General features: G+C 71.0%; 18 protein-coding genes and 1 pseudogene. 6 read left to right on the forward strand and 13 right to left on the reverse strand.

Features of this window, described 5'->3' with window-relative positions:
• From ACZ7CH_RS38115 to ACZ7CH_RS38145, 7 genes and pseudogenes are all read right to left on the reverse strand, one after another.
• A pseudogene (locus ACZ7CH_RS38115) lies at nucleotides 1–300 on the reverse strand (hypothetical protein); the annotation flags it as partial.
• 48 nt (nucleotides 301–348) lie between these two features.
• Entirely contained in the window at nucleotides 349–1,383 is a 1,035-nt protein-coding gene (locus tag ACZ7CH_RS38120) for a S1 family peptidase (protein ID WP_470376160.1), read from the reverse strand.
• Between the two features lie 207 nt (nucleotides 1,384–1,590).
• Nucleotides 1,591–2,022: a hypothetical protein gene (locus ACZ7CH_RS38125; RefSeq protein WP_470376161.1), complete on the reverse strand. Its 432-nt coding sequence runs from the start codon at nucleotides 2,020–2,022 to the stop codon at nucleotides 1,591–1,593.
• Between the two features lie 55 nt (nucleotides 2,023–2,077).
• Nucleotides 2,078–4,195, reverse strand: coding sequence for a discoidin domain-containing protein (locus tag ACZ7CH_RS38130; protein ID WP_470376162.1), 2,118 nt, complete (start codon nucleotides 4,193–4,195; stop codon nucleotides 2,078–2,080).
• A gap of 211 nt (nucleotides 4,196–4,406) precedes the next feature.
• Nucleotides 4,407–5,537 (reverse strand): cytochrome P450, encoded by a 1,131-nt coding sequence (locus ACZ7CH_RS38135; protein WP_470376163.1) that lies wholly within the window; start codon nucleotides 5,535–5,537, stop codon nucleotides 4,407–4,409.
• 375 nt (nucleotides 5,538–5,912) lie between these two features.
• Entirely contained in the window at nucleotides 5,913–6,653 is a 741-nt protein-coding gene (locus ACZ7CH_RS38140) for a glycine-rich domain-containing protein (RefSeq protein WP_360388410.1), read from the reverse strand.
• A 205-nt stretch (nucleotides 6,654–6,858) separates the two neighbouring features.
• On the reverse strand, nucleotides 6,859–7,059 hold the full coding sequence (locus tag ACZ7CH_RS38145; RefSeq protein WP_470371969.1) for a hypothetical protein: 201 nt from the start codon (nucleotides 7,057–7,059) through the stop codon (nucleotides 6,859–6,861).
• A 39-nt stretch (nucleotides 7,060–7,098) separates the two neighbouring features.
• On the opposite strand from ACZ7CH_RS38145, the gene ACZ7CH_RS38150 reads away from it, so the two are divergent.
• Nucleotides 7,099–8,250 (forward strand): histidine decarboxylase, encoded by a 1,152-nt coding sequence (locus ACZ7CH_RS38150; protein ID WP_458432093.1) that lies wholly within the window; start codon nucleotides 7,099–7,101, stop codon nucleotides 8,248–8,250.
• A gap of 10 nt (nucleotides 8,251–8,260) precedes the next feature.
• Here the strand turns inward: ACZ7CH_RS38150 and ACZ7CH_RS38155 are convergent, their stop codons facing one another.
• Genes ACZ7CH_RS38155 through ACZ7CH_RS38165 form a run of 3 tightly spaced genes read right to left on the reverse strand, consistent with a single transcriptional unit; the run spans nucleotide 8,261 to nucleotide 11,477 of the window.
• The gene (locus ACZ7CH_RS38155) at nucleotides 8,261–8,746 is read right to left on the reverse strand and encodes a phenolic acid decarboxylase (RefSeq protein ID WP_360388417.1); all 486 of its coding nucleotides are present in this window, start codon (nucleotides 8,744–8,746) and stop codon (nucleotides 8,261–8,263) included.
• A gap of 5 nt (nucleotides 8,747–8,751) precedes the next feature.
• Nucleotides 8,752–9,939, reverse strand: coding sequence for a carboxylate-amine ligase (locus ACZ7CH_RS38160; RefSeq protein WP_360388420.1), 1,188 nt, complete (start codon nucleotides 9,937–9,939; stop codon nucleotides 8,752–8,754).
• Nucleotides 9,936–11,477 carry an HAL/PAL/TAL family ammonia-lyase gene (locus tag ACZ7CH_RS38165; protein ID WP_470376164.1) on the reverse strand — a complete coding sequence of 514 codons (1,542 nt, stop codon included), beginning with the start codon at nucleotides 11,475–11,477 and terminating at the stop codon, nucleotides 9,936–9,938. The genes ACZ7CH_RS38160 and ACZ7CH_RS38165 overlap by 4 nt, the downstream gene beginning before the upstream one ends.
• Nucleotides 11,478–11,819: 342 nt before the next feature.
• Between ACZ7CH_RS38165 and ACZ7CH_RS38170 the strand changes: the two genes are divergently transcribed.
• The 5 genes from ACZ7CH_RS38170 to ACZ7CH_RS38190 all read left to right on the forward strand — a co-directional run bounded on the left by ACZ7CH_RS38170 (nucleotide 11,820) and on the right by ACZ7CH_RS38190 (nucleotide 20,239).
• Nucleotides 11,820–13,046, forward strand: a complete 1,227-nt coding sequence (locus tag ACZ7CH_RS38170) for a metal-dependent hydrolase family protein (protein WP_458432089.1) — start codon at nucleotides 11,820–11,822, stop codon at nucleotides 13,044–13,046.
• A 132-nt stretch (nucleotides 13,047–13,178) separates the two neighbouring features.
• Complete coding sequence (locus ACZ7CH_RS38175; RefSeq protein WP_470376165.1) at nucleotides 13,179–14,387, forward strand: acyltransferase domain-containing protein; 1,209 nt, start codon at nucleotides 13,179–13,181, stop codon at nucleotides 14,385–14,387.
• A 4-nt stretch (nucleotides 14,388–14,391) separates the two neighbouring features.
• Nucleotides 14,392–16,635: a beta-ketoacyl synthase N-terminal-like domain-containing protein gene (locus tag ACZ7CH_RS38180; protein WP_470376166.1), complete on the forward strand. Its 2,244-nt coding sequence runs from the start codon at nucleotides 14,392–14,394 to the stop codon at nucleotides 16,633–16,635.
• The gene (locus ACZ7CH_RS38185) at nucleotides 16,632–19,028 is read left to right on the forward strand and encodes an SDR family NAD(P)-dependent oxidoreductase (RefSeq protein ID WP_470376167.1); all 2,397 of its coding nucleotides are present in this window, start codon (nucleotides 16,632–16,634) and stop codon (nucleotides 19,026–19,028) included. Before ACZ7CH_RS38180 ends, ACZ7CH_RS38185 begins: the two co-directional genes overlap by 4 nt.
• Nucleotides 19,025–20,239: a cytochrome P450 gene (locus tag ACZ7CH_RS38190; RefSeq protein WP_470376168.1), complete on the forward strand. Its 1,215-nt coding sequence runs from the start codon at nucleotides 19,025–19,027 to the stop codon at nucleotides 20,237–20,239. The genes ACZ7CH_RS38185 and ACZ7CH_RS38190 overlap by 4 nt, the downstream gene beginning before the upstream one ends.
• 37 nt (nucleotides 20,240–20,276) lie before the next feature.
• Here ACZ7CH_RS38190 and ACZ7CH_RS38195 read toward each other — a convergent pair whose 3' ends face one another.
• The 3 genes from ACZ7CH_RS38195 to ACZ7CH_RS38205 form a co-directional block, all read right to left on the reverse strand.
• Nucleotides 20,277–21,452, reverse strand: a complete 1,176-nt coding sequence (locus ACZ7CH_RS38195) for a winged helix DNA-binding domain-containing protein (protein WP_470376169.1) — start codon at nucleotides 21,450–21,452, stop codon at nucleotides 20,277–20,279.
• The gene (locus ACZ7CH_RS38200; RefSeq protein ID WP_470376170.1) at nucleotides 21,449–22,501 is read right to left on the reverse strand and encodes an aldo/keto reductase; all 1,053 of its coding nucleotides are present in this window, start codon (nucleotides 22,499–22,501) and stop codon (nucleotides 21,449–21,451) included. Before ACZ7CH_RS38200 ends, ACZ7CH_RS38195 begins: the two co-directional genes overlap by 4 nt.
• Nucleotides 22,502–22,645: 144 nt before the next feature.
• Nucleotides 22,646–23,272 carry a DJ-1/PfpI family protein gene (locus tag ACZ7CH_RS38205; RefSeq protein WP_360388445.1) on the reverse strand — a complete coding sequence of 209 codons (627 nt, stop codon included), beginning with the start codon at nucleotides 23,270–23,272 and terminating at the stop codon, nucleotides 22,646–22,648.

Here is a 23,272-nt window from a genome sequence, read left to right on the forward strand (position 1 = left end):
GTCGAGGGTGTTGGCATAGGCCAGGCAGATCCCGCCCGGTGCGTCGTGCGGCGCGTAGTACAGGTAGTAGGCCGCCCTGGCGCCGGGGATGCGGTCCTTCGTGCCCCGGATCGTCGGGAAGATCAGCTCACCGGTCGGGTTGTACCGCAGCTTGCTCTTGACCAGCGCGAGCCTGCGGTAGCGGTAGTCGGGAAACCCCGCCGGCGCCGCGGCGGCGGTACCGGCCGCACCGGTCGCACCCGCGGTGCCCGCCAGCAGAGCCGCACTGCCCAGCAGAAGACGGCGACGGTTGACTGTCATGGAACGCTCCTCGACGCTGAAGAATCCATTGTGGAGTGACGGCGGACGTCAGTAGATCGCCACGCCGTAGGCACGGAGGGCTTCGGTGACGGGCTGGTAGAACGACCGGCCGCCGCTGGCGCAGTTGCCGCTGCCGCCCGAGGTCAGGCCGAGTGCGGTGTTGTCGGCGAACAGCGGTCCCCCGCTGTCACCGCCCTCGACGCAGACCGTCGTCGCGATCATGCCGGTCACGGTGGTGCCGTCCGCGTAGTTCACCGTGACGTTCAGGCCGGTGACCTTGCCCCGGTGGAACCCGGTGGTGCTGCCGCTGCGGCCGACGGTCTGCCCCACCACGGGGTCGCCGGCGCGGGCGATGTCGCGCTGGGAGCCGTTGTACAGGTTGACCGAGCCGGGCCGGCTGATGCCGCTGGTGTAGCGGAACAGGGCGTAGTCGTTGCCGGGGAAGCTGGTTCCCGTGCGGGACGCGACGACCTGACCGCCGGAGGTGCTCCAGGTGGACGTGAGGTTGCCGCAGTGACCGGCGGTCAGCAGGTAGGCGGTGCTGGTGCCGGGCGTCTTGACGTTGAACCCGAGCGAGCACCGCACGCCGCCGCCGAGGATGGCGTCACCGCCGGTGATGGTGGGCCGGAACGAGCCGCCGACCTGCTCCAGCCGCGCCGTGTCGCCGAGACCGCCGACCACGGACCTCAGCCGGGCGAGCGCGGAGCCGGTGACGGTCGCGTCGGCGGACACCACGACCTGGTTGGTCGCGGGGTCGATCCCCCAGGAGGTGCCGGGAATCCGCGCCGTGCGGTCCAGGACGGCGGCGCTGACACCGAGAGTCGCCGCGCTGTGCTTGACCATCTCGGCACGCGCACCGGTCGCGGTGACGGTGTCCGCCGCGGCCCGGTCGGTCACCGTGACGACGAGTCTTCCTCCCCCGTCCACGTAGGACCCGGCGCTCGCGGCTCCGAGCCGGTCTGCGAGGACGTCAGCCAGCTGACCGGGATCGGGTGCGGCGTGCGCGACGGGCGCGGTCACGACCAGACCGGCCGCCAGGGCCACGACCGATGCCAGCTTGAGGGCGGCGGTGCAACCGTTCATCGTCTCTCCTCGGCTGTTCTCGACGGACGGCGGGCGGCGCGCCGGGTGTGCACAGCAGAGTGCTCGACCAAAAGAGGGACGTCCAGACGATAATATTTATTTCTCGCAGGTCACGAGATCAGCGAGAGCGTCAAGCCGCAAAGGGCGGAAAATAGTATTAGCGCTTTCAATAATGCCATTCCGCTGTGCTTCCGGCCGTGCCCAGCCCTAGTAGTCAAGCTCGAAGTCGTGGTGGTCGTCGGGGTCGACCGTCGCGACCAGCTCGTTGCCCGGCCGCAGCCTCGGGTCGTACCTGGCGTCGTGTTCGGCCACGAAGCCGGGCACATCGGGGCCGCTGATCCAGAGCCGGACGCGGACCGTGGCGTCCTCGCTGACCGGCTCCATGGTCAGCACGTGGGCGGTCGCGGGCAGACCCACCTCGTCCAGTCGCAGCAGCCGCCGCTTGGCCCGCCCGATCCCGCGCCACACGGAGATGCCCAGCGGCACCAGCACCGCGGTGAGCACGATGCCGACGGTGCCGCCGTCGTTGGCCGCGTAGACGATCGGTCCGGTGAGCATCAACGCCACGGCGAACAGGTGCAGGAACACGTTGTTGCCCCGGTTGGCCCCGTGGATCTCGACGAATCCGCTCTCCGCCATTCCGGCACCTTAACCGGATCACGTGGTGCCGTGGGCCGGTTCGGTGCGCCGGGCATCACCTGCGGTAGACGCCCAGCTCGTAGAGCGAGTAACCCCAGCCGGTTCCGCGTTGGGTGGCGTACAGCCGCACGTACCGCCCGGTCGCGGTGACGTCGATCGAGTCCACGCCGCCGTTGCCGGTGGTCGTGCCGTACACCGAACGCCAGTTCGTGCCGTCGTCGGACACCTGGACCTCGTACGCCCGGCCGAACGCGCCCTCCCACACCAGCTGCACGTGCTGGAACGTCGTCACCGCGCCGAGGTCGACGCGCAGCCACTGCGGGTCGGCCCAGTCGGTGGCCCAGCGGGTCGCGCCGTTGCCGTCGACGGCGTTGGCCGGTGGGAACGGGGCGCCGTCACCGACCTGCTGGTACGACGACGCGGTGACCGCCTTGCCCCGCGCGACGTCCACCCCGGCGGGCTGCGGTGCCACGACCCGGACGGACCTCGTCTCGATGCCGATGTTGCCGCGACCGTCCTCGGCGATCACGTAGACCTTCCACACGCCGAGCCGGTCGGGTGCGGTCACGGTCAGCCGGTTGCCGTTCACCCGCACCGGCGCGTTCGCGAGGCCGCCGCTGTTGTCGACGTACTTGCTGTTGAACGCCGCAGACCAGGCGATGCCGTCCCCGTCGGGGTCCGACGCCGCGACGTCGATCGTGAGCGGCGCACCGGCGGCGACGGTCTGCGGGACGGTCATCGCGGAGACCACTGGCGGGGTGTTCGCCGGCGTCGCACCGCCGAACGCGCGCTGCACCGAGTAGAACGACAGCCGCTTCTTGCCCGCCGGGGTCAGGTTGAACCACACGGCGCCGAAGTCGTACTCGGTGCCGTAGTGGAACAGCGTGCCGCCGAAGGAAACGCCGGTGTGGCCGGTGATGCAGTTCCACGCCTGGGTGTAGCCGTCGCGCTTCTGGACGTCCGTGGGCTCGGCCGGAACGCCGTTGGCGTCGTTGGGGACCTCCCACTCACCGGCCGGGCCGGCCTCGGTGAGGATGTACGGCTTGGTGTAGCCGCCGCCGACCCAGTCCTGCCGCACCTTGCAGACGTTGCCGTAGGAGTTGACCGCGTACAGGTCGAGGTCGGGTGCGTGGGCCTTCAGGTACACCCACGCACCGGTCCAGGCGTCGGTGTTGGTCACCGGGTGGTTGGCGTCGATCGCGTGGATCGCGCGGGCGGCCTCGTTGACGTACTTGGCGTAAGCAACGCGCTGGTTCTCCAGCTCGGCGCCGGAGTAGCAGTTCTGCAGCCCGAGGATGGACTCGTTGCCCACGTTCCACATCAGCACGCCGGGGTGGTCCCGGTAGGTCGTGACCCACTGCCGGATCTGGCCGAGCGTGTCCGCCTTGTACTGCGCGTCGGTCACGTAGTTGACGCAGCCGCCAGAACCGGGACCGCCACCGGGCTGCAACCAGAAGCCGTTGATCACGCGCAGCCCGTTCGCCGCCGCCGCGTCCAGCAGCGGGCGGGTGGAGGCGTCCGTGCCCCAGGTGCGCAACGTGTTGGCGCCCATGGACTTCAGCTCCGGCATGTACCGCGCGGCGTCCGCGGCGGGCGGGCCCCACGTCAGGCCCTTCACCGTCCACGGCCGGCCGTCCACGGTGAGCTGCCAGTTGCCCTGCGAGCCGGTCACCCGCACCCCGGTGCCCGGCTGCGGGGTGGAACCCTGCTCGCCGAACACCCGGAACTCCCACAGCGAGACGCCGTAACCGTTGGCGCGCTGTGTCGAGTGGACCCGGACGTACCGGCCGGTGCCGCTGACGTCGAAGCCCTGCCGGCCGCCGGTGCCACCGGTGACCGAGCGGACCGGCGTCCACGCGTCACCGGTGGCGGAGACCTGGATCTCGAACGCCGTGGCGTAGGCACCCTCCCAGTCGAGCTCGACGCGGGTGATGGACGAGGACGCGCCGAGGTCGACCCGCAGCCACTGCGGGTCGCTCCACGCGCTGGACCAGCGGGTGCCGGCGTCACCGTCGACAGCAGCGGATGCCGGGGTGCCCGCGCCCTCCGTCGACGAGGCGGTGGCGGGTTTTCCCTGGGACAGCAGTGAGGGCGCGGCGCTGACCGGGCCCGGCACTACTGCGAGTCCTACGAGTACGGCGATGACTGTGCCGATGGAGCGGAGGCGGGACATTGCGTCTCCTGCAGGGTCGACTGGGGATGAGAGATGCGGGAGAGCGCTCTCACAGCCCCTGCCGACGAATGTTACGAACGCAGGTCAGCGATGTCAACGAGCCCTCTTGACACTTCCCGGCGCCCAGCGGGACGCTGTTTGGGAGAGCGCTCTCCGGTCATCGTCCGCGTGAGCAGGAGGACAGGCGACCAAGAACTTCGACAACACCGATTCACCGGGGACGCGGAACCAGGGCCACACGCAGGCGGTGCGGTGCGTTCAGGACACCTCGCAGCGGCTTGGGCGTCTGGCGCGGCAGGACGTGGTGACCTGCGAGGACCGCGGCGAGGACGACGGTGAGTTCGGCGGTGGCCAGGTGGGAGCCGGGGCAGAAGCGGTGCCCCAGCCCGAAGGGCAGGTAGGAGCCAGGGGAAGGGCGCGGAGCGGAGGTCCACCGGTGGGGGTCGAACCGGTCCGGGTCGAGGTGGACTGCCGGGTCGCGGTGGTTGAGGTACGGGCTGAACAGCACCTCGGCGCCGGCCGGGAAGCCGGGGACGGGGGCGTCCAGGACGCGCCGCAGCTGCCAGATCGGCGGGTGCAGGCGCAGGGTTTCCCTGACGACCGCCCGGCACAGGGGCAGGTCAGCGGCGCCAGGGTCCGGAAGTGCGGTGGCCTCGTCGCGGATCTTCCGCTGGAGATCGGGACACCGCGACAGCTCGTGCAGCGCCCACGCCAAGGCGGCGGCGGGAACGTGGTGGCTGGACAGCAGCATGGCCCGCACCGCCAGCGTGGTGCTCCGCTCGTCCAGTCCCGCGGCGGCCAGGTCAGCGACGAGTCCTCTGGCCGGCGTTCGGTCGCGCAGGTGGGTGCGCAGGGCGGTGTACGTGGCGAGCTGCCTGCGCGGCAACCGGCGGGACACGGGGAAACGGGTCCGCTGCGCGGTCGACAGCTCGTTCCCGACGAGGGCGGTGATGACCGGGGCCGGTTCACCCAGGACGTAGTGGGTGTTGACCGCCGCCATCAGGCGGGTGGCTTCGGCCATTGCGTCGATGCTCGTCATCGACGCCCACCCGGTGACGGCCCGTCGGGCGTACCAGCCGGTGGTCGGCTCGAACCGGGCAGCGGCAGCCGCTGTCAGTCCTGGGCGCATGGCGCGGCGAGCCGCCATCCACCGCTCCAGGCCGTCCTCGCCCCAGGAGATGACAGCCGCGCCCCGCTCGGTCCTGGCGGTCAGGGCGTGCCGGCTCGCCAGCAGGCGCTCGGTGGTGGCGGGATCGGTCACCAGCCACGTACCGGGCCGCAACTCGACCACGCCACCCTCGGACCGCGCCACGGCGGTCAACGCCTGCCGCGGGTCTCTCACGCGGACGGCTCCCGGTCCGGGCCGCCCGAGCGGGCGGCCCGGAAACAGGATCGGATCACACCGCCGGGTAGGCGTAGTAACCGGGCTTGGCGAAGCGACGACGGACAATCCTCTTCAGCAGTTTCACCAGACCACTCCTCACCTCGTGAAGACCCAGTGTTCTCGGGCGATTACCCGCAGTCAACAGGCTGGCGTTGCGACAAACGAGGCACTGCGGTGTTCGCCCGAGCTGTCCGACCGAGTGGGCGCAGGCGGCGGCACGGAGCTCAACTCTCAGGCACCTGCCTACCGCACCGGACCTGATCAGTCAGGTCTGCCACTGACCCCACACCGGCGAGGAGGAAGGGTCAGCGGCCTCGTCCGGACAGAGCCGGATCAGTACCTGAGGACGACGCAGCCGTTGCTGCCGACGTCGCCGGTGAACCCGTTGAACACACCGCCGTTGGCGCCGTTGCCCCCTCGTCCGGTGCCGGCCGCGCATTCGGCGGGCACCGTCGAACCGGGCGCACCGCCTGGACCTCCGCCGCTGCTCAGCACACCGTTGCCTCCGGTGGCTCCAGCAGCGCCGGGGGTTGTGGTGACCACCGTGCCGCTGCAGCTCGCCGAGCTGCTCCCGTTGCCCCCGACCCCGCCGGTGTTGTCGCCGAGGGAACCTTGCCCGCCTTGACCGCCGCCACCGTTGGCCCGCACGGTCGTGCCGATGGTGATGCCGGAGCTCCCGCCGGACGCGCCGGCCTTGGCCTGGTAGACGCCCTCGCGCGGACCGCCTCCGGTGCCCCCCGCACCGACCGAGATCTTCAGGACGGCACCCGCGGTGACGGCCAGCGTGCAGGTCGCGTTCGCCCCGCCTCCGCCGCCGCCACCACCGGGTCCGGGCACGGGGAAGAACCCCCAACCACTGCCACCGCCCCCGCCGCCTGCCCCGACGACGTGCACGGTGACGGCGGTGACCCCGGCCGGCACGGTGAAGGTGAAGTTGCCGGGGTTGGTGTAGGTGTTGACCAAGGCCGCGTGAGCGGGCGCCGGCGCGGTCAACGGCAGCAACAACGCTGTCAGCGCCGCTGCTGCCAGCCCTCTTCGGGTGAACGAGCGGCCGGCTGAGTCGACAGGTGACATGAATCCTCCAAAGATTGCAAGTGGCGGTGTTCATTCGTACTCGGAACACACTGGGAACAACAGGTTCGATTAGGTGAAGCTCGCACCCCGGTGTCGATCTATTCCAATTTCCGGCGAAAGTCGAGATCCCACCTCGATCGCGAACGAAGAAGGGCGCGGAACGGCTCGGACCAGAAGTGGACACCCCGGCTGGGACAGTGCCTGGTCAGCGGTTCACCCGCGAGGAGCAACGGGTCGCCCATTCCTCGCCGCGGCGCCGCAGGTGTGTGAAGCCGCGTCCGTGAACGGGCGGATCGAATTTCACCTGTTTCGCGCTGACGGTGGCCGTCGTCTGCCCGGCATGATGGAACACGGTCCATGTCGGAAACGACATCGTCTGCCGCCGCAGGGCGAGCGCGGGCAGCACGGCGGTGACGACGGTGCTCCTGCCCAATAGGTGGTCTTCGTGTTCTCACCGGAAGAACTGCGGATCCCGGTGCACGGCGACGCCCGCCGAGGCGCGGACGTCGAACTGTTGCAGCGCTTCGCGGCCTCGGTCCAAGAGCGTTCCCGGCACATGACCGGTTTTCCGGTCAACCTGGAGTTCGACTACGGCCCGTTGGCCCCGTTCCTGTCGATGCACCTCAACAACGCGGGCAGCCCTGACCAGGCGAGCGAGTACGGGCTCGACACCAAGCCGTTCGAACAGGCGGTGATGACGTTCTTCGTCGAGCTCGCCGGCGGGTCACCGGACGAGGTGTTCGGTCACCTGGCGCACGGCGGGACGGAGGCGAACCTGTTCGCGGCCTACGTGGCGCGTGAGCGGTACCCGGACGGCGTGCTGTTCGCCTCGCGCGAGGCGCACTACTCCATGCCGAAGATCGCGAAGCTCCTGCGCATGCCCTACGTGGCGGTGGACGTCGACGAGCGCGGCGTGCTGGATCTCGCCGCGCTCGGGCACGAGATCGGCAGCAGAGGCGTGCCGGCGGTCGTGGTCGCCACCATCGGCACCACCGGCAGGAGCGCTGTCGACGACATCCCCGGCATCCGGCGGGCCGCCTCCGACGCGGGGGTGGACCGGGTGTTCGTCCACTCCGACGCGGCGTTCGGCGGGCCGCTCGCCGAGTTCGGTCGACCACGCCGCCCCTGGTCGTTCCCCGACGGCGCAGACAGCGTGTCGATCAGCGGCCACAAGATCATCGGGTCGCCCCTGCCCAGCAGTGCGGTCCTCGTGCGCGAGGTGGACGCGGACGCGATCCGCAGGCCGGGAGTGGCGGTGGGCAGCGACGACGACACGATCGGCGGGTCCCGGGACGCGCTGTCGCCGTTGCTGCTGTGGTACGCCTTGCGCGGACTGGGACGCGACGGGCTCGCCGAACGGGTCCGGCACTGCCTGGAGGTCACCGAGCACGCGGTCCGGCGCCTGGGGGAAGCGGGGCTCAACCCGACCCGCTTCCCCGGCGGCAACGTCGTGCTGTTCGACCGTCCCGAGGACGAGGCGATGAGCGCCTGGCACCTGCTCGACGTGGACGGGCGCGCGCACCTGTCCGTCATGCCCCACGTCACCACCGAGCTCATCGACCAGCTCTGCGCGGACCTGACCGGTCAGCGCGCCTGAGCCGGCCGGTTCACCGCGTGCGGTCGGCGTACCCGTCGGGCAGGTCCTCGGGTGCGCGGTCGATCACGGTGTCGTCGTCGGTGTCCCGCTGGTCGACGAAGGTGATCCGCGCGGCCTCGTCGACCACCTCGACCGGGTAGGTGGGTCCGGCGTCGCGGAGGGCGGTCATCCGGTCGAGGTGGTCGTTCTGGAAGCACGCGGTCTCGGCGGGGTCGTCCCACACCCAGCGGGGGAAGAAGATCGCGCCGTGCAACTGGCGGTGCTCCAGGTCGACGACCAGGGCGACCGAGGTGCCGGTGGGTTCGGTCCAGGACACGGTGTGGGCGCCGGAGTCGAGGCGGGTGATGTGGACGGCCTGGTCCTTGACCCACCGGCCGCCGACAGGCCCGCTGTGGATGCGGTAGTCGATGCCGGTGGCGTTCTTGACGTACAACTCGTACCGCCATCCGCTGTCGTAGGTGTAGATCAGGTGCTTTCCGAGCAGGGCGTCGTTCACGTCGCTCACCTCCTGAGTGGTGTCACCGGTCCGGCCGGTGGCGGTGTCCCACCTTCCGCGTCCCGGACGAGCAGGTCGAGCGCGCCGGGCACGCCGTGCAGAACAGCGGCCAGGCGCTGCCGCATGGCCCCGTTGCCGCCGGTGAGCACCGCGTGGAGCAGCGTGCGCACCTCGTCGAGGTCACCGGTCGCGGCCAGTGCGTCCTCGACGTGCCGGAACAGGCGGGACACCATCGCGCCCGGTGCTGTGCGCGTGCCGCTCCACGGGTCCACGGCCGGGCCGTCGAGGCCGTGTCGAGCGGCCGCCCACAACGCGTCGCCCAGCACGGTGTCCCCGAGGCGGCGGGCCTCCCGGCCGGCGTCCAGCTCGCCCAGCGCGGTGCGCACGAGACCGCGGACCAGAGCAGCGTGGAGCACCGCCTCGTCGGTCGTGGCCGTGGTGTCGGCGACCCTGACCTCCACGGTGGGCAGGTGGTCGGACAGGCGGGCCAGGCGCAGGCCGCCGTGGTCGGGGGGCAGCAGCCCGCACTCCCGCAGGCGGGCCAGGTCGGCGTCGTACTCGGCGGTCGAACCGAACCACGGCGGGATGCCGGAGGCCGGCAGGCGGGTCAGCACCATCATCCGCCAGCTGTGGAACCCGCTGTCCCGGCCTCGCCGGAAGGGTGAGTTGGCGGTGAGCGCCAGCAGCGTCGGCAACCACGGTGCCAGGTGGTTGAGCACGGCGACGCCGATCTCGCGGTCGCCGAGCCCGATGTGGACGTGGCAGCCGCAGATCTCCTGGTCGGCCAGGGCCCCGGCGTAGGTCTCGCTCATCCACCCGTAGTGGCCGTCGCACCGGGGAGGCGCGGTCTCGGCGCCGAACAGCGGGTGTCCCGAGGGCACCAGCTCCAGGCCCAGTGACCGGGCCGACCGTCGCAGCGCGGCGCGGTTGCGGGTGAGCTCGTCGCGCACCTGCGCGAGGTCGGAGCAGATTCCGGTGGTCGCCTCGACCTGGGTGTCCCACAGCTCGTGCACCACGCGGCTCTCACCGGGCAGGTCCGCGGGAGGCACACCGGCCAGCACCGCTGCGGCGTCGCCGACCGGCAGCCGGGAACCGCGGCTCACCAGGAGGAACTCCTCCTCCACGCCCATCGTCACGCCGGTGCCCTCCGGCAGGCCGGTCGACGCGCCGAGAGCGCTGTGGCCGGCGTTCACCGCTCACCGGTCCGCATGACGGCCCCGGTGCGCAGCAGTCGTGCGACGACGCTGACGTCACCTCCCACGCCGCGGTCGTCCTCGACCGGCGGCACGTGTTCGCGGACGAGGTCGCGCACGGCTTTCGTGGCGGGCGCGGCCCGGTCGGCGCCGCGGAGGTCCAACGCCTGGCAGGAGGCCAGCAGGTGGACCGCGGCGATGTTCTCCACCAGCTCCACCACGGTGTGCGCGTCGCGGGCGGCGATGGTGCCCATGCTGACCTTGTCCTGGTTGTGGCACTCGGTGGAACGGGAGAAGGCGGTGGCGGGCATGGTGTTCTTCAGCGCTTCGGCCGCCAGGGCGGAGCAGGTGATCTGGGCGGCTTTGAAACCGTGGCGCAGCCCGGCGTGCGGGTCGTCGTCGTCCACGCGGGGAATGAGGTTCGGGGTCAGGTCGCGGTTGTACTGCTCGTCCACCAGCAGCGCGACCTGCCGGTCCAGCAGGTCTCCGATGGACGCCGTCACCACCTTGAGCGAGTCCATCGCCTGGCCGACGTGGCCCGCGTAGAAGTTGCCGCCGCTGTAGGCCTGGCCCGTGCGCGTGTCGAACAGCGGGTTGTCGTCCACCGAGTTGATCTCCACCTCCAGCCAGCGGCCGACCCAGTCGAGGGTGTCGCGCAGCACCCCGATCACCTGCGGGGCGCACCGCAGGCTGTACGGCTCCTGGATCGGCTGGTCCAGCTCCTCGTAGTCGCCGTCGACCCGGTCGTCATCGCCCAGGGACGCGGGGTGGTCCTCGACCAGGCCGGACCGGTCCAGCAGCGACAGCAGGGCTTCAGCGCTCGCCCGCTGCCCAGGGTGCGGCTTGTGCTCGTGGATCACGGGGTCGTAGTGGCTGCGGTCGGCGTCGAGGGCTTCGCAGGCCATCGCCGTGCACACCTCGGCGGCGTGGGCCAGGCGGGTGGCGCGCTGCAGCGCGACGACCGCGAAGGCCGAGGAGAACGACGTGCCGTTGATCAGCGCCAGCACCTCCTTGGGCTCCGGCTCCCACGGCGTCAACCCGCACTCCCGCAGCGCTTCGGACGCCGGTCGCCGTTCACCCCCGACCACCACCTCGCCCCGGCCCAGCAGGACGTTCGCGATGTAGCACAACGGCGTCAGGTCACCGCTCGCGCCGACCGAACCGCGTTGGGGCACAACGGGAACCAGGTCGTTCTCCAGACAGGACAGCAGCAGCTCGACCAGGCCGCGGCGGACCCCGGAGGCGCCCTTGGCCAAGCAGTTGGCCCGGATCAGCATCGCCGCCCGCACCACCTCCGGCGGGGTCTGCGGACCGACCCCCGCCAAGTGGTACTCGGCCAGGCCCAGCTGCAGCTCCACCGCCTTGTCCGCGGACACCACCCGGCGCGCGCTGTCACCGAAACCGGTGGTCACCCCGTACAGGGGTTGTCCGGCCTCGACCAGTTCCCCGCGCAGCGCCGCGCTGCCGTCGACCCGCTCGGCCGCCCCGTCGGACAGCCGTATCCCGCCGCGGAGCTCACGGGAGGCGACCTCTGCCACCGTTCGCGGGTCGAGAGAATTCTCGCCCAAGATCAATGACCGGTCTCCGGCCGTCGTGTCCTCCACCGTCGTCCTCCACGGTATTCACGCGTATTCGATTTCGCTCGGAATTCAACCGCACAGTTCCCTTAATTGGTGATGCCCGCACGGGAAGCCCGCTAATCCACCACGGAGCACCTCATTCATTGGTAAGATCGAAATGGAGGGAAACCCGTCACTCGAACAGGCGCAGGAGCCTACGGTCAGCAGCAACACGTCCACCGGGACTGCGCTTTCCGGGTGCAGATTCCCACAAAAGAGTGGCCCTGCGACCAGTCGACCGGTGAAAGTGAAGGGCAATCGATGTCAATCGCGACGAACCCCTTGATCGTGGTCGCCGACCGGTTCTGGGACGGGATCGCCGACCGTCCTTCCGGGCGGACCTCGGTGCTCGTCGCAGGAGGCCGCGTGGAGGAGGTCGGCCCGACGCGGACGCGGGGGGCGGAGGTGGTCGACCTGGGCGATCGCACCCTGGTTCCGGGGTTCATCGACTGCCACGTCCACGTCGTGCCCGACCTGCCACCCGACACCTCCGTCAGTGCGCAGACCCTGGCGGCACTGACGTCGTTGCGGACCCTGCTGCACAACGGCTTCACGACGGTGCGCGACCTCGGGTGCGCACCCCCGTCCGTCACCGTCGACCTGAAGCAAGCGCAGCGCGAAGGGGTCGTCGACGGTCCGCGCATGATCGTGGCGCCGCGCATCATCTCCGGCAGAGGTGGCCACGGCGACAAGTCCGCCGGGTTGGGCGAACGCTTCGGCGTCGAACTGGGCGCCCTCGCCGACGGCGTCGACGAGGTCGTCCAGGCCGTCCGCGTCGAAGCACGGCAGGGCGCGGACTGGATCAAGTTCGCCGGCACCGGCGGGTTCGGCTCCGAACACGACGACCCCGAACTGGTCACCTACTCCCAGGCGGAAGTCGACGCCCTCGTCGCCACCGCGCGCGACCTCGGGATGCCCACCGCTGTCCACGCGTTCAACGACGAAGGCGTCCTGCGCGCCGCCCACGCCGGCGTCCGCTCCGTCGAACACGCCTCACTCGCCACCCCTTCCACGCTCACCGTGCTCGCGGACAAGGGCATCTGGCTCGTCCCCACCCAGTTCGTCACCGTCGAATGCCTGCGCCACCTCGACGACGACGACTTCTGGACTGACAAGCCGGACCACCTCAGAGACACCTTCCGCACGCACGCCGACCGCCTGCACCAGTGCGCCACCCATCCCGCCGGCTCAGCGGCCCGGATCGCGTTCGGCTCCGACGCCAGCGTCCTGCCCCACCGCGACAACTGGCGCGAGTTCCCCACCATGGTCTCCAACGGCATCAGCGAGCTGCGCGCGCTCCGCGCCGCTACCTCCGAAGCCGCCGCGCTGCTCGCCACCCCCGACCGCGGCACCATCCGCCCCGGCGCGCTCGCCGACCTCGTCGCGATGCCCGGCAACCCCTTCGAGGACATCGGCTGCACCGGGAACGTCGACTTCGTCATGCAGAACGGTCACATCAAGCGGCACGCCCATCCGGATGTTCGGTGAGGCACGCCGGAACGGGTCGTTCCATCGAATGGGACGGCTCGTGGAAGGCGAAGTCCTGGTGCCATACCGTCCAGCGGGACAGGTCAGCTTCGATCCGCACAGCAGCGCAGAGGTTCGACATGACGGGATTCCATGAAGACCGCATTCGTCTTTCCCGGCCTCGGATCGCTCTTCACTGATCCGTTCGCCCACTACGCAGCAGGTCGACGGCACGCGGCCGAGCTCGCGAGCCGGATCGACGCCGTGACGGCTGACCTCGGGTGGCCGTCCGTCTTGAGCGAGCCCGAGCCCACGGCGTGGAGCCCGTTGAGCGAGATGCAGACCTACCACGCACAACTGAGCTGTCACCGGGTGCTCCTGGAGGAGTTCGGGCTTCGCCCGGACGTCCTGCTCGGACACAGCCTCGGTGAGATCACCGCGATGGTCGCCGCGGAGGGCATCACCGTCGAGGACGGCGCCCGCCTGTTGTGCGAACGCGCCAAAGCGTTGCAGGCACACGCAAACGCCGATGCCGCCACCGCGGCGTTCATGCTGTCGTCCTGCCAAGCGGCAGCGGTCGTGGCAGGTGCCAGGAGCGTCGTGGTCGCCGCGGTGAACAGCCCGACGCAGGTGATCCTCTCCGGCCCGGCGGAAGAGGTCGAACGGCTGGCGCACCACGCCCGTGCGCAGGGCACCACGGTGACCGCACTGCGCGCGGGCCCCTACGCCCAGCACCACGTCACGCTCGGCCCCGCGTTCGAACGGTACCTGGAGTCCGTACGTGGAATCCGGTCAGCGCCCCTGAAAACGGCTGTGTGGTCACCTGTGCTCGGGCGCGCGGTGGGAGCCGACGACGACCTTGTCCTGCTCGCCGCGCTCCAGATGGTGCGGCCGCTGGACTTCTGCCACGCCGTCACGGAGCTGAGCTCGGAGGGGGTGGCGGAGTTCGTGGAATGCGGCCTGAAGGACACGCTGACCCGGCTCGTCTCCGAGACCCTCGGCAGCAGGGCGCGGGTGTGGGCGCCGTTCAGGAAACGCGTGACCGAGACCGATGTCCGACAGTTGACCACTCTTCTCACCAGCCCCAGGGAGTCAGCCGTGACCAGCTCAGACGACGTGGTGACCACCTACCTGCGCGAAAGCTACGCTGCCGCGCTCGAGATCCCGGAGGACATGGTCACCCCGGATGTCGACCTCGAAGCCGAGTTCGGCCTGGACTCCCTCCAGCACCACCTCGTGCTGGTCAAGGCCCAGCAGCGGTGGTCGGTCGAGCTCGGTCAGGTCGAGTCGCCCGCGACCATCACCGTCCGCACGGTGGCCCAGCTGCTGAAGGACGCCGGTGCGGCGCGGGAAACGGCTTGATCCGATGCACGCCGACCAGGTCTGCGTCGTCGCCGCCGGTGTCGTGACGCCGGGTTGCGACGACGTCGAGGAGTTGTGGAGGCGCGCGCAGGACGGCCCTCTCGTGTTCGGGCCCTCCGCCCGGTTCCGCGGGCTCGAGTCGTTGGCGCGGTTGACCCACAGCGACACGGGTGAGCCGTACGAGCTCCGGTTCGGCGAGGTTCCGGCGGCGCCGGGGGACGACGCCGGCGACCTCCAGGTGTCCTGGCTGCGTCGTGCGCTGCATCAATGCGTCACGACCACGTCGCCCGGTCCGACCGGCCGCACCGGTCTGTTCCTCGCCTCGTCCACGGACACGAGCTACGAGATGGACCTCGCGCTCGCCGCGGACGCCCTCGCCGCCCAGACCGCGGCACGGCTGCCGGGAGACCGGCGCGACGCGATCAGGCGGAAGCTCGCGCAAGCGGACCCCTGCGCGCACCGCGGACACACCGAGTTCCTCCCCCACCACCAGGCCGTCCGCGCCGCGAAGGGACTGCTCCCTCCCGACACGCACGTGCTCGTCTCCGACAACATCTGCCCGTCGGCGCTGTACTCGGTGGACCTCGGCGTCAGGCACCTGCTGGACGGCGAGGTGGACGTCGCGTTCTGCGGTGGCGTGAGCTCACACGGACCGTTGCGCCAGGTGTACTTCGGCGAGATGGGCACGCTGTCGCGCACGGGACAGCTGCGCGCCTTCGACGCGGCGGCGGACGGCACGGTGTTCTCCGAAGGCGCCGGCGTCGTCGCGCTCAAGCGGATGAGCGATGCCCTGCGGGACGGCGACACGGTGCTCGCGGTGCTCGCCGGGTTCGGCGCCGCGTGCGACGGCAAGAGCAAAGCGATCTTCGCACCGAGCCAGGAGGGCCAGACTCGCGCGATGACGCGGGCCGGGGACGTCAACGGCGTCACCGGCGCCGAGGTCTCGTGGATCATCGGGCACGGGACCGCGACCCTCGCAGGGGACGCGACGGAGTTGCGCTCCATCGCCGCCGCCCACGCCGGTGGCACGCCGTGGGTCACGGGGAACAAGGCGATGCTCGGCCACACCGGCATGGCCTGCGGGATCGTCTCGCTGATCCAGGCCGCGATCGGCCTGCACCGGTCGACGGTGCCCCGGCAGCCCAACCACGCGTCGCTGCCGGAGTACGCCCGCTCCCTTTCCGTCCGGGTGCCGTCGGCACCGGTGCCGCTGGCGGCGGAGGAACGGTCGTTCGTCGGGGTCTTCGCCTGTGGACTCGGTGGCATCAACGGACATCAGCTGCTCTGCCCGCCCGGCACGCGGACCCGTGCCGTGCGGTCCGCTCCGCCCGCGTCCTGCGACGAGCTGGTGCTGGTGCGGTGGAGCGCGTTGCAGGCGGGCAAGCCGGAGGACGAGTCGGTCGCGCACCGGCTGTCCCGAGGCGACGATCCCGCCGACACGACCCGGTTCGAGGCCCCGTACCCGCTTCCTCCGTTCGCGAGCTCGTTGATCGTGCCCAAGGTCGCGGCTCAGCTGGACATGAGTCAGCTGCTCGCGGCCGAACTGGCGGGCCGGCTGGCCGGATCGGGGGACGACACACCGTGGTGGCAGGGACTTGAGGAACGCACGGGTGTCTTCGGCGCCCGGTACGGCGTCAGCAGATCGGCTGTCGAGTCCACCGTGCGGTGCCTGGGTGACGGGCTTGCGGCGACGTTGGACGGCGAGGAGAAGGCGGCTGCGGAGCAGTACCTGCGAGAGCTCCACGACCGCAGCCGAGCCATCGGCCCGTACAGCCTGGTGGGACGCATGTCGTCCATCGCACTCGGGTGGATCAGCAACCGGAGGAACCTGCGCGGGCCGACGATGATGGTCGACGCCGGAGCGGCGTCAGGGCTCGCCGCCGTGCACACCGCGGGCTGCTACCTGCGCCGGGGCGACATCGATCTCGCGCTGGTGATGGCGTGGAACACCGATGCCTTCGGCAGCACCGGCTCGGTCGTCAGCGAGGGCGGGGAGAGCGCCGAGGGTGCGTTCGCGGTGGCGCTCGCCCGTCCCGAAACCGCTGACGCCCGCGGCTGGCAGGTGCTCGCACGGGTGCGAACCGAACTGGCGTCCGCACCCGCGGCGGCACCGCCACGCCGGAGCAAGAGCTACCTCGCCGCGGACGGGGTGCTCGACGTCATCCGGAGCGTCGTGCGGGACACCCTGCCCCAACGGTTCTCCGCGGAGTCCGGCCCGACCGTCCACGTGCTCCCACCGCTGCCATGACGGCCACGGACGCGGTGGAGACGACTGTGCGGCCGTACGACCTCCGCTTGGTGCCACGTCCCGCTGTGGCCCGCTTCCCCGAACGCGATCCGCTGCCCGCCGGAGCGCTGGTGCTCACCGACGACGCGGAGATCGCGGACCAGGTGCGCGCCATCGCGGCGCACGAGGTGACGGTCGTGCTCGTGCCGGACGCCGCGGCCACCTGGGACGAGGAGGCGGTGACGAACCTCGTCACCTCGGCGGGAACGGTCAGCGACCAGCTGTGCGTGATCACGTCCCTGCGCGGTGCCGCGTGGCCCGACGCGCCACGTCCGGGTCTTCTCGCCCTGCAGGAGGCGACCTTCGTCGCGTTGAAACAGCGTGCCGACCCGGCTCACGAGAACTCGTCGGTCGCGCTCCTCGTGCTCGACCGTTTCGACGGCGGAACACCACATCCGCACTGCGCGCTGCTGACCGGGATGGCGAAGTCGGTCGCGTGGGAGCTGCCGGCGGCGCACGTGCTCGCCGTGGTCACCGACGACGTCGGCCTCGCTGCCGCGTTGGCACGGCTTCGCGCGGAGTCCGGGTGCGGCAGAGGCCTGCCCGTCGCCTACTACCGGACCGGGTCGGCCCCGGCGGTCAGGTGGGAGGAACGACTTCTCCCGCTCGAAGAGCCGTCACCTGCCGTCGAGGACCCAGCCGTCACCGGCCCCGTCGTGGTCGCGGTGGGCGGCGCACGTGGCATCACCGCACGGTGCTTGGAGGCGATGAACCCTCCGCCGTCGGTGCTGTGGCTGCTCGGCAGCACCGAACCGGACACCATGGCTGCCGAGTCCGCGGAGATCGGTGACCTGAGCAGCGCCGACTACGTGCGCAGGAGGCGCCACGAGGACCCAGATGCCCACATCGGTGGCCTGCGGGCGACCTACGACCGTTGCCGCAGGTCGCGGGAGGCGCGTGCGACCATCGCCGCCCTGCGCGACCGGATCGGGGCGGACCGGGTGCACTACCTGGGGTGCGACGTGACGGACCCCGCCGCGGTCCGGCGCGCGGCGGCGGTGATCACCGCGACGACGCCCCGCATCGACCTGGTGCTGAACGGCGCGGGGATCAGCGGCGCCCGCAGGCTGAGGGCCAAGGACCTCTCGACGTTCCGGCGGGTGCGTGACACCAAGGTCATGGGCTACCACAACCTCAGGGCGGCGTTCCGCGACCCCGCACCGCTCGCGTGGTGCCACTTCAGCTCCGTCGCCGGCGCGTTCGGCCTGCCCGGCGAGATCGACTACGGACCGGCCAACGACGTGCTCAACGCGGCCGCCCGGTACGAGTCCGGCCGCAGCTCGGGCGCCGAGTGCGCGATCGGCTGGAGCCTGTGGGGTGAGTCCGGACTGGGGCCACGAAGCGGTTTCACCGACTACACGGCGAAGACCGGGCAGCTCGGCCTGATCAGCGACGCCGAGGGACAGCGGATCTTCACCACGCTGGTGCCGGCGAACCACCTCGGGCGGCACGCGGCACCGGTCCTGCTGGGCGAAGCGGAGTGGCGGCTGGCGGGATCGCGGTTCCCCGGCCTCGTGGGCGACGGCGCCGGACTCCCCTACGTGGGCAGCCCGTCCCACACCGACCGGGACGACACCGTCTGGCGACTTGACCTCTCGCGGCACGACCACCTGCGGGGCCACGTGCGGCAGTCGCGCGCGCTCGTGCCGGGTGCGCTCGTGCTGGAGCTCGCGGCCGCCGTCACCGGCCACCTCACCGGCGGCGCTGTCGTGGACAGGTTCCGGGACGTCCGCTTCGAGGCTCCCATCGCCGTCGACCCCCAGGTTGCGGAGTACACCCTGGCCGCGTCGTTCACGCCCGCGGGTCCGGATGCCGGCGTCGTGCGCGTCACCGTCCGATCGCACCTCAGGGCCGGACACCGCAGCCGCCGTGTCCACCACGTCGAGGTTCTGGTTCCGGTCGGCGGCACCACCGACAGCACCGTCACGCCTGCCCGGCCCCGTCAGCTCAGCGTCCGGCGCGCGCCGGCGACGATGTCCATGTCGGGCCTGTTCGACCAGGTTCGCGACCTCAGGTTCACGACCGGCACGACCTCGGCTCGCTGGGAACCCCCGCTCCCGGACGGCGAGTTCTTCGCAGCGCACCGGACACCGTGGCTGCTCGTCGACGCCCTGTTGCAGACCGCCTGCGCCATCGACACCCCGCACCGGTACGCGACGCCCCACTCGATCGCCGAGCTGAGGCTGCACACCGGGCACAACGACCTCGCGTTGGCAGCACAGGCGAAGAACGGCATCCACCTGCACGTGACGCATGTGGACGGTGTCGCCGACGGCATCGCCGGCACGGCCGACGGCAGTCCACTCGTGACACTGTCCGGACTCGTGCTGAGCGGACGGGACGGCATGCCGTGACCAGTCCTCACGACGTGCTGCTGCGGCTGCTGTCCCCCGAGGGGCGGACCGCGCCCTACCGCCACTACCGCGAGCTGGTCGAACACTGGCCGGTGCTGCCGATCACCCCTCAGCGCCTGCTCGTCACCGGCTACCGGGAGTGCGCGGACGTCCTGGTGAACCCAAAGCTCTTCCCCGTACCCGACCGCCACTACGCCGACCGGCTGTGGCCCACCTGGTACACGGTCCCGTCGACCGATCTGCTCTACCGCAGCCTGCTCTTCCGCAACGCACCCGACAACCAACCCGCCCGCCGCCTCATCGCGCGCTTCTTCGCCCCCGACCAGGTCGAGCGGATGCGCCCGATGATCACGCGGCACGCCGGCGCCGGCACAGCGCCGTTCGGCGAGGGCGACGGCCTGGTGGACGCCACCCGGTCGTTCACGACCATTCCCGACTCCGTGATGGGCGAACTGCTCGGTCTGCCGCGGCACGACGGCGAACGAGTGGCCGGCTGGCTCGACAGGTTCCTGGAACGCAACGAGATGCACCCGCCGGACAAGGCGCTCGCAGCCGCCGAAGAGGCATCGTCACACCTCGTCGACCACATCACGAACACGGTCCTGGCGAAGCGGGGAAGCGAAGCTCCGCTCGTCCGTTCGCTCAGGGAGCACAGCCAGATCGACGAGCGGGACCTCGTCAGCAACCTGGTGTTCCTGCTCGGCGCGGGCACCGCGACCACCGCGTCGCTGCTCGGCAGCGGCCTGCGTCAGCTCGCGGCGCACAACGACCTGTTGCCGGGTCTGCGCGACGACGACGCACTGCTGAGGTCGTTCGTCCTGGAGGCACTGCGGTACGACCCTCCTGTCCAGTACGGCGTCAGGGTCGCGGCGCAGGACACCGAACTGGCCGGTGTCCCCGTCGCCCGCGACAGCGTGGTGCTCGTGTGCTTCGGTGCGCTCGGCCGGGATCCCGGCAGGTTCGGTGATCCGGACTCGTTCGTGGCGGACCGGTTCCTCACGCCGGACACCGGGCCACGCGACGTCCTGTCGTTCGGCCTGGGCGCGCACCGGTGCGCTGGAGCCGAGTTGGGGCTCGTGACCGCTGAGGTCGCGTTCCGGCAGCTGGCGCTGCGGGTGGACGCGATCAGGGAGGCCGAGCAGCCTCAGCGCCAGGCGCGCGCCGTGGTCCGTCGACACACCCGGCTCGTCGTCGACGTCACCCGGCGGTGAGCCGTGCAGCCGATCCCCGCCGAGACGTCCTCGGCGGTCATGCCGCCGGTTCGCGCTCCAGCGGAGTGCGCATCCGCGGTGTCACCCGGACCCCGCCCAGCCAGGTCGCACAGCGGCCGGCTGCCTCCTCCACCAGCTCCCGTTCGTCCGACGACACGTCTTCCAGCAGCCGGTGCACGACCTCGCCGCTCGCGCGCTGCGCCCAGCCGCCCACGACGCGGCCGTTCACCCAGACCGTCGGGCCGATGTTGCCCGCGCGGTCGAACAGCGCCGCCCGGTGCTCACCCAGGAACCAGTCGCGGTCCTGCCAGCCCATCGACGTCGGGTCCATGCTCGGCAGCAACGCCGCCCACGGCTCCGGCACGGGCACCGGGTCCAGGTCATCGGCCAGCACCAGCCCCGGCACGCCCGCCAGATCGACCTCCGCCGTCGCCACCCCGGCCAGGGCGCTCCTGGTCTGGCTGACCGTCCAGCCCGTCCACCACCGCAGGTCCGACACCGGCGCCGGACCGTACGCGCGCAACCACAACCGTGCCAGCTCCGTCCGCGCCGCGTCGGGCTCCCACGACCGCAGGCCGTCCGGAACCCAGTCCCGCAAGGGGTGCCAGACGTACTGCGTGCTCAGCCACGTGCCGCGTGGACGGCCGCGGACGATCCGGCCGTCCGCGGCCAACTGGAACAACACCCGGCTGGTGACGTTGCCGATCGCCTCGTACGGCTTGCCCTCGAACATCCGCAGTTGCTGGCGCAGCCGTGGCTCTTCATCGGCCAGTTGCGTCGCTGTCGCCGACCCGAGCCTGTGCAGGGCGGCCTCGACGGCGGTTTCGACCTCGGTCAGCCACGTCGCCGGTTCCGACACGTTCTCCGGGTGTCCCTGCTGTCCGAGTTCTTTCTCCAGCAGCCGCCGTTGCTTCGTCGCGACGTCGGCGGAACAACCGTGCTGCACCAGAGCCGCGGTCTCAAGGCCTGTCACGAACATCGTGCGGCGCATCCCGAGCAGCCGCAAGCAGGTGCGCTCCTGGTACAGCGCGTGCTCGACCTCCGCCACGGCCGGGCGCATGAGCCGTGCGGCCGCTGAGAGGTACACCGTCGCGGGATCGGTGGCGTGCAGCGCGACGACGCCCTCGATGGCCTCCTGGACTGTGGTCGCGGCCGTGGCCAGGTGGTGCCGGACACTGAGACGAGCCCGGCGTTGTCCGACGTCGACCTTCACTGCGGAGACCGTTGCCGTGCGGCGCGGGTGGCAACAGGGCGACGGCGGAGATGAGGGTGAGCGACTGGCGGGGTGACGTAGGCGACGTCCATGGGCCCCACATCCGTGCCCGGCGGCACGATCTCGTCGATGCGGTCGAGCACGTCGTCGCCGAGCAGGGTGTCGGCTCCCGCGATCAGGTCGTCGAGCTGGTCCAGGGTGCGCGGGCCGATGATCGCGGACGTGACCGCGGGGTGGGCGGTCACGAAGGCCAGTGCGAGGTGGGGCAACGACACCCCGGCCTCCTCCGCGACCTGTGCGAGTGCTTCGACGGCGTCGAGCTTGCGTTCGTCGGTCAGGTGCTTCCCGGCCCAGTGCAGGCGGCCGGCCGAGGCGGTCTCGGCGCTGCCCTTGCGCAGACGGCCTCCGAGCAGGCCCATCGCCAGCGGGCTCCACACCACGACGCCCAGTCCGTAGCGCTCGCACACCGGGAGCACCTCGCGTTCGATCCCGCGGTTGAGGATCGAGTAGTGTGGCTGCTCCGAGCGGAAGCGGGCCAGCCCGCGCCGCTCGGCCACCCACTGGGCCTCGACGATCTCCGCGGCGGGCAGGTTGGAGTGCCCGATGGCGCGGACCTTGCCCGCTCGCAGCAGGTCGGTCAGCGCGGCGAGCGTCTCCTCGACGTCGGTGCCGGGTTCGGGGTGGTGGACCTGGTGGAGGTCGATGTGGTCGACCCCGAGGCGGCGCAGCGATCCTTCGACGGCGGAGACGATCCAGCGGCGGGAGCTGCCGCGCTGGTTGGGGTCGGTGCCCATGGCGCCGTTGAACTTGGTGGCCAGCACGACCTCGTCGCGGCGGCCGCGCAGGGCCTTCCCGAGGATCGTCTCCGACTCCCCGTCGGGGCCGTAGACGTCGGCGGTGTCGACGACGTTGATGCCGGCGTCAAGGGCGCGGTGCACGATGCGGACGCACTCGTCCTGGTCCGGGTTGCCGTACGAGTTGAGCAGCATCGTGCCCAGCGCGTAGGGACTGACCTGGATGCCGGTGCGGCCGAGCGGACGGGTTCGCATGACTGTTCTCCTGCGTTGACTGCGAGTGGACTTCGTCCCCGGACGCTTCCGATGACAAGGGCACTGTGTCGCAAGTACCGGTCAGCGTTCGTCCTCTACTCGTGCCCACCGGCATGTCAACGGCGGTGATCCGCCGGAGGTGGGTCAGCTCGACATCATCCGCATCGCGTTCTCGACCACGGCCGCGGGAGCGGAGTCCACCGAACCCGCGTCGTAGGGCGGCTCCGGCGCGTACTCGATGATGAGCTGCACCGTCTGCGCCACGTCGTCGCCCGCGATCAGACCGGCCAGGGTCAACGCCATGTCGATGCCGGCGGACACGCCGGCCGCGGTCGCGTAGTGACCGTCGACGACCACCCGCTCCTTCGAAGGAGTCACACCGAACTCGGCGAGCTGGTCGAGCCCGCCCCAGTGGGTGGTTGCCCTGCGTCCGCCGAGCAGTCCGGCACCCGCGAGCAGGAAGGTGCCGGTGCAGACGGCCGTCGTCCACCTGCTCGTCCGGTCGGTCGTGCGCAGCCACTCCAGCAAGGCGTGGTTGGACATCTGCTCCACCTGGCCCGGGCCTCCGCCGACGAGAACGACGTCGGGTGCCGTGACATCGGCCAGGGTGGCGACGACGTCGATCGACAGGCTCTTCAGGTCGTTGACCACCAGGCCCGGCTTCTCGGCCACGAAGACGACCTCGGTGTCGGGAAGGCGGCCAAGGACCTCGTAGGGCCCGAGGACGTCCAAGGAGGTGAAGCCGGGGTAGAGAACGATGGCGACCTGCAT

The sequence above is a fragment of the Lentzea sp. NPDC037011 genome, from assembly GCF_055607425.1.